This is a genomic window from Planktothrix sp. (assembly GCF_046067725.1).
GTDB lineage: Bacteria > Cyanobacteriota > Cyanobacteriia > Cyanobacteriales > Microcoleaceae > Planktothrix.
The window spans coordinates 1-5,798 of sequence record NZ_JBJUDF010000209.1 but is presented as its reverse complement, the minus strand read 5'-3'; the positions used below and the strand labels follow the sequence as shown (position 1 = coordinate 5,798).

Genomic DNA, 5,798 nt, shown 5'->3' with positions numbered 1-5,798 from the left:
GATTTTGTAAATAACGGTGCATCGGTAATCCAAACAACAGATTGCGGTTTAATCGGTTGATTCTGGGTTAAACGACATTGATTGAGATCGGCTAAACCCTGATAAATCCTTAACTCAGCTTGTTGAATATCGGTATTTTGTAATCTCAGATCAGGCTGAAAGGGAATTAATTGTAAAATCTTTTCTACATCAGCTTTCCCTTTAAATTGAATGGCAGTTTCTAAAGTTAAAGGGTTGATCTCAGGGGTTAAAGGGTTAGTTTTTGTAGCAAAAGGCACAACATAAACGGTGTCTCCTGATTTTAAGCTATCCTCAACAATTTGGCGTAAACGCAAATGACCTTCATCATTCAAACCGACGCTTTCGGTTAGGTCAATCGCGAGTACCACATCCCGTCCGCCATGTAGACGAGCGACTGATTCCAAACCGATTTTCTGGAAAGACTTCAACGATTGACCGGGTGCGACTGGGGTACAAATCTCACTCAAGATAGTTTACTTAAAAACTTATACAGTTTCTTATCATATCGTAAAACTAGGTGATTCAGAAGGGGTTGGGGTGAAACTTTTTTATCTGTTTATAATCAGTCGCCAGAATAGTGAATAAGCGATTGAGTTTCTAGTGGTGATGGGGAAATTGCCAATTCTTTGTCGTTGGAGCGTCCCCGCTCCCTAGAATATACACTTTAAATGTAAGAGCAGCTTAGATTGAATTTTTTCCTTATTCCTTGTTCTTGATGTTGCGATTAGGGGAAATCGGTTGCTGCTGAAGTTGTTGTAACTGTTGATGAACTTCTGAAGCAATTTTAAAGGCTTGATACAGAAGTCTTCCTTGTTCTGTGGTTGGTTCCTGGGTTTGTAAGACGGTTAAAGCCGTAAAATTCGGATCAAAAAGTTCTGGATTTTTATGAATAAATTTTTGATGCTTTTTTAAGATTCGTTCTATTTTTAAACCTTTAATTAATTCAGTTCTAATTAACGTTAAAGCTTCAATAATAGCGGTTCGATTTTTTAAGAGTTCTTGGGGATGTTCTGCCGATTGTAGTTCATCATAAATATTTAACGCTTTAACAATTGTATTATAACGCTCTACTTGCTGACATAATTTAACAAACTGAGGGCGGGTTAAGGTCAACCAAAATTTAAAAAAATCTTCAATCAGTAAGAGAATTCCAATTATGAAATAAAGAATCATTAAAATCAAATAGAATTCTGGAAAAATTAAGCTCCAAATCCAATAGCTAATTAATAATAATCCAATAATAATGATGGTTTTTAAACCTTCCCCTAGCAATTTTTTAACAGTGGCAGGTCGATAGACTGACTTCTGATTAATCCCACTCCAATGTTTAATTTCTCCTGAAGTAATTTCTAACCCTTTTAAATCAGATTGCATGATTCTTATTTCAGAAATGATTCCTCAAGATTAGACCTGCCGACTTTAATTTAAGAAGATTTATTTAAAAATCTATCATGTCCGCCCGCTTCTTTCAAGTTGGTTGGAATGAGTTTTTGTATGGCATTTTCCGTATTCAAAGCTTTTTGATACGCCCATTCTGGACAAGCCGGTAGGGATTTTTTACTTTCACTATAGGCGGCGTTAATTTGAACTAAATCATTGAGTTCTTCTTCAATCAGTCGAGGTTCTAAACGACATTTGAGTAAAAAAGAATCATATTGATCCGCCATTTGTTCATAAACTCTGGAAGCCACTAAATGGGTATTGGCTTTGCCATTGGGATCTAAAAACGTTAATAACGGTGCAAGAATAGCAACTAAAACAGGAATAATTACGGCGACTACTTGATACTTTCCGCCTAAACTAGAAATCGCTTGCACACCCGCAACGGTTGCTAAAACGGTACTGGGAACCCCGATATAAAGATGGGTTCTTGTCCAACGAATGGAAACATAAATATGAGCTTGACTCAACACTCGACAAACCGTTTTGCGATCTAAAGCACGATAAAGGATATCTTCTTGGGCAACATAAGGGATCGGTTTATCTAAATTTTCATTCACAGGAACGGATGAATTCACGGGATTGTTGATGATATTATCTGGGCTACTGGATGCACTCATGGCCGTTAAACAACTTAAAATAGGTTTGTAGTTAATCGGTTTTCAGACGGGTATGTTCTATCTGACACCCGATATTAAAATTTGCTTCCGCAAAGACACAACATCCGTTGAGAAAAAATAATTTTATCAGAAAAATCTATTCAATTGTTGATCAGCAGTCACACCCTGTAACCAAATGATAAATGTTGTTCCTTTGCAAAGATCAGATACAGAAATCATATCCTTAGACACCCAGGCAGGATCAACAGGGGAAAATACTTGAATCTCTCCGTGCATTTGTTCAATTAATGCTTTAGCAATGGCTAACCCTAACCCTGTGCCTGGAATTTCTGAACGTTCTTGTACACCCCGATAGTGACGTTCAAATACATGGGTTAAATCTTCTACCGGAATACCAGGGCCATTATCACTAATGCCAATTCCGACTTGAGTGGGTTGAGATGGGCGTTTTTGATTCGGTTTCTGGAGTCGAACTCGAATATTCAGTTTCCCGCCCGGTGGGGTATATTTTAAGGCATTATCGAGAACATTACTTAAAACCTCCCGTAACGCTTTACGATTTCCTGAGATGGCAGGTAATTTAGAGGGAAGGTCAACTTGACATTGCAGTTGTCGTTCTTCTGCAATGGCTTGGGTCGATAAAATTAATGGTTCTAAGACCTCATACAAGTTGATCGGTTCAAGTTGCTCCCAGGCGGGTAATAAAGTGAGAACCGAGGTGGGAAAGGTTACCTCTTCTGGTGGGGGAGTCGAAACCAAAACAGAATCAACAGTGAGGGGTAAATTTAAAAGAGGTTCTGTTTGGTCTAAGGTTTGATCGGCTTGTTGGAGTAATTCTTGAATGCGATCGCTTTCTCGCACAATACTATTAGCAATGGGATAGTTTTTATCTTCTGGTAGCAGTCGTTTTAATAATAATTTTCCAAAGGTACGAACAGCTGTTAAGGGACTTTTGATTTGATGAAAGATATTATCAAGAGCATCGGCTTGTTGGAGTTGTAGGTGTTGTTGTTGCCTGAATTGTTGCTGGAACCATTGGGAGCGCTGATCTAAAATACAAGCCAGGGCTAAGGTATGGGCGATTTGTTGCAGTTGGTGATACTCTTGTGGATTCCAAGGTCGATCCTGACGTCCAGTGACTAAAAATCCGAGCACCACCTCTTCTTGAATTAAAGGTAAAACCGTTTGACTTTCGGGTTGCCAGTCGGTCTCTGCTTCTAAGGGTTGATCTTCGTTTTCTTCGGTTTCAACACAATGGTTAATCTCCAACGATGGCAGTAAAATGGGAGCAGTTGTTTCTGGTTCTGTGAATACACCCGGTAAAGTCGGCGTTAAGGTTTGGGGTAAGCGCATTAAACCTGGACTTTTTAAATCATCCAGGGACGTTTCAGGATAAGCTGCAATCGGGATCAGTTTCTTTTGTTCCTCATCCACCCAAGCCTCAGCCAAATACACCACACTTAACGACGCACCTAAACTCGCCGTCAACGACAGTTGGGTACGGCAAAGTTGGACAAATTCAGAACTGGCTGTGAGCATAACAGTTGATGGTTGACAGTTAACGGTTGACAGTTAACAGTCCCCAGTCAACGGTCAACCTTTCTATTTTGTATCAATCTATTAAAATATCTTGAAATTTTGAACTCAAACAGATATACTTCTTTCGGATTTTGTAGCTATATTTACAACCCGCCTGCTTAAAAAGGAGGTCAACAAGTTGGCTAGAAGACGTAAGCGTAAAAGCCGTCGTAGACAAGAAGGACGTCGAATTTTAGAATGTGTGCCTCAATATAGCATTTCTAGTGGCGAAGATAAACCCGTAACGGCCGCTCGCAAGTTTATCCATGCCGAGGGAATTATTCCCCCTGCTGTGCTTCTTGTCAAACGTAATGAGCATACCACAGATCGGTACTTCTGGGCTGAGAAGGGTCTGTTTGGTGCTCAATACGTTGAAGAAAATCATTTTTTATTCCCCAGTTTAAAACAAGTTGTGGAAAAAGCAACACTCCTGTCTTCTGCTTCTGTTGTCAAGGGGGTTTCCAGCTAAGACGTTGTGTTGAACGGTCTTTCTTGAACCCGAAAACTTGATGATGACCATCAGCAACAGAAGTTTCACTCCCTAACTTTAGATTGACATCACCGCAGGCGCGACAGCATAAAAACGAATGGGTCTGGTGGAGGGAGGTCAATTCAAACAATTTATTTTTTGGGCGTTAACTATGTTTTAGACTAACTTGCCCAAGAAATCGGTGATTCTGTGCTAACCCGGATTAGATGGGAATGATTCCCAAGGTTGGAGATGGAGAGCTTGCTTCAGTGTTGCCAGTTCGTCTCGGTGAGCGGTTACGGTAATTAAACTTTGAGTTTGATTACCCTGACCCAAAACAGCATCTAGCTTGAGAGAGACTTGTTCGGGTCGCTTTGCGCCTTTCCAATAAAACCAACCTGCTAACGGTGAAACCAACACCAGCCCCCAAAAAAGTTGACCTAGATTGGGAATAGCCATCGATAGGACTAACCCTAAACATAACAGTCCAATGGCTGTTAATAGGGTTAAAAAGATGGCTAAGAACCAACTGGGACGAACTAACCCCTCAAAGGTGATTTGATTGTCTTCCTGATTTAACTGTGTAACACGATAAGATCGTGCGGCAAAGTATTGCTGGATTTGCGTGAGCAAGGAGTCAGCCTCCAGTTGAGCCACAAGCTTTTCCTGTTCTGTTCGATCTTTCGTCGAAGCTCGAACAAAAAAGAATAAGCCAATGGCTAGAAGTAGAGTCAGCACAAAGGTAGAAGGAATTACAGGAATCATCATAGATTAAATCAGTCTAGTTTAAAGTGTCACTCGTTGATGTGTAGTTTACAGAAATTTACCTCGACGAGTCGTATATTCATGCCAAAGCCTTGCTAACTCTTGCGCCTGGGTTCTAGATTCAGGTATGATTTGGTACATCCTGCGCGGACGACCTCTGCCTTCTACCTTCTGCCAGTACCCTGTGATTGTTCCTTGCTTTTCCAGAAATTTTAGGGCGCTATAAAGAACTGTATCTGATAATCGATAGGTGGAATATTCCTGTTCTAGTCGTTCAATCAGTTCGGTTCCATAGGAGTCTCCCCGGAGAAAGACCGATAAAATGTAACAAACCGCCAGTTCTTTATTGAGGTAGATAGGCGGGGGTTCTTGGAAAAATTGATAGATTTCTTCAAAGGTCATAAGATTCTCCCGCTTGCTAGTCAAGCATGATTGATTCACCTCAATTTTAAATAAGGGTGAAAATTTCGACTTCTAGCCTGACTCTATTATTGTGACATCGACTCCCATTAACCTCATTGGCGCTGTCACGAGAAATTCCTGATTCTGATGATTCTAGGTTTCTGCATTTAAACGCGCGTTCGGTCATAGATTGATCGGCACAAACTTCTTTGATTTTAGCTTTTGATTTAGAGATTCGTACTCCCCTATTTTTCATAACCCGTTTTTTGCTCCCTGTGCTACACCCATCAGGTTAGGGGGAGTCTTCAAAACGATATTTTAGATAATTTATCGCGGTGTGATTCAGGATTTAGTTACTGGGGTCACTATTTTTAGGGATCTTAGAGAAAATACATCATGCTGGTTCTCTAAACTTAACTAAAAACGGCAGGTTAAGTTAGTTTTAACGGGACAAGCTGCTTCTGTCAAGGGACTCCCTCTTAAGTCTAATCCGGTTAAGTTTG

The 5,798-nt window shown here is 40.3% G+C and carries 6 protein-coding genes and 1 pseudogene; 1 reads left to right on the top strand and 6 read right to left on the bottom strand.

What is annotated here, in order from left to right:
• From ACKPEB_RS12840 to ACKPEB_RS12825, 4 genes and pseudogenes are all read right to left on the bottom strand, one after another.
• Positions 1–488, bottom strand: a pseudogene (locus tag ACKPEB_RS12840) (VWA domain-containing protein); the annotation flags it as partial.
• Between the two features lie 232 nt (positions 489–720).
• A complete protein-coding gene (locus ACKPEB_RS12835; protein ID WP_408965325.1) occupies positions 721–1,395 on the bottom strand; it encodes a hypothetical protein in 675 nt (224 codons plus the stop codon).
• Positions 1,396–1,445: 50 nt separating this feature from the next.
• Positions 1,446–2,081, bottom strand: a complete 636-nt coding sequence (locus ACKPEB_RS12830) for an SLATT domain-containing protein (RefSeq protein WP_408965324.1) — start codon at positions 2,079–2,081, stop codon at positions 1,446–1,448.
• A 126-nt stretch (positions 2,082–2,207) separates the two neighbouring features.
• A complete protein-coding gene (locus ACKPEB_RS12825) occupies positions 2,208–3,620 on the bottom strand; it encodes an ATP-binding protein (protein WP_408965323.1) in 1,413 nt (470 codons plus the stop codon).
• Positions 3,621–3,798: 178 nt separating this feature from the next.
• Between ACKPEB_RS12825 and ACKPEB_RS12820 the strand changes: the two genes are divergently transcribed.
• Positions 3,799–4,128: a DUF3155 domain-containing protein gene (locus ACKPEB_RS12820; protein ID WP_408965322.1), complete on the top strand. Its 330-nt coding sequence runs from the start codon at positions 3,799–3,801 to the stop codon at positions 4,126–4,128.
• A gap of 213 nt (positions 4,129–4,341) precedes the next feature.
• Here ACKPEB_RS12820 and ACKPEB_RS12815 read toward each other — a convergent pair whose 3' ends face one another.
• Both ACKPEB_RS12815 and ACKPEB_RS12810 read right to left on the bottom strand, forming a co-directional pair.
• Complete coding sequence (locus ACKPEB_RS12815; protein WP_408965321.1) at positions 4,342–4,896, bottom strand: cofactor assembly of complex C subunit B; 555 nt, start codon at positions 4,894–4,896, stop codon at positions 4,342–4,344.
• A 45-nt stretch (positions 4,897–4,941) separates the two neighbouring features.
• On the bottom strand, positions 4,942–5,295 hold the full coding sequence (locus tag ACKPEB_RS12810; protein ID WP_408965320.1) for a PadR family transcriptional regulator: 354 nt from the start codon (positions 5,293–5,295) through the stop codon (positions 4,942–4,944).
• Positions 5,296–5,798 lie beyond the last annotated feature (503 nt).

Bases quoted from the DNA above. Each gene is read 5' to 3' on its own strand.
- ACKPEB_RS12825 (WP_408965323.1), bottom strand. From the start codon at position 3,620: ATGCTCACAGCCAGTTCTGAATTTGTCCAACTTTGCCGTACCCAACTG.
- ACKPEB_RS12830 (WP_408965324.1), bottom strand. From the start codon at position 2,081: ATGAGTGCATCCAGTAGCCCAGATAATATCATCAACAATCCCGTGAAT.
- ACKPEB_RS12810 (WP_408965320.1), bottom strand. From the start codon at position 5,295: ATGACCTTTGAAGAAATCTATCAATTTTTCCAAGAACCCCCGCCTATC.
- ACKPEB_RS12815 (WP_408965321.1), bottom strand. From the start codon at position 4,896: ATGATGATTCCTGTAATTCCTTCTACCTTTGTGCTGACTCTACTTCTA.
- ACKPEB_RS12835 (WP_408965325.1), bottom strand. From the start codon at position 1,395: ATGCAATCTGATTTAAAAGGGTTAGAAATTACTTCAGGAGAAATTAAA.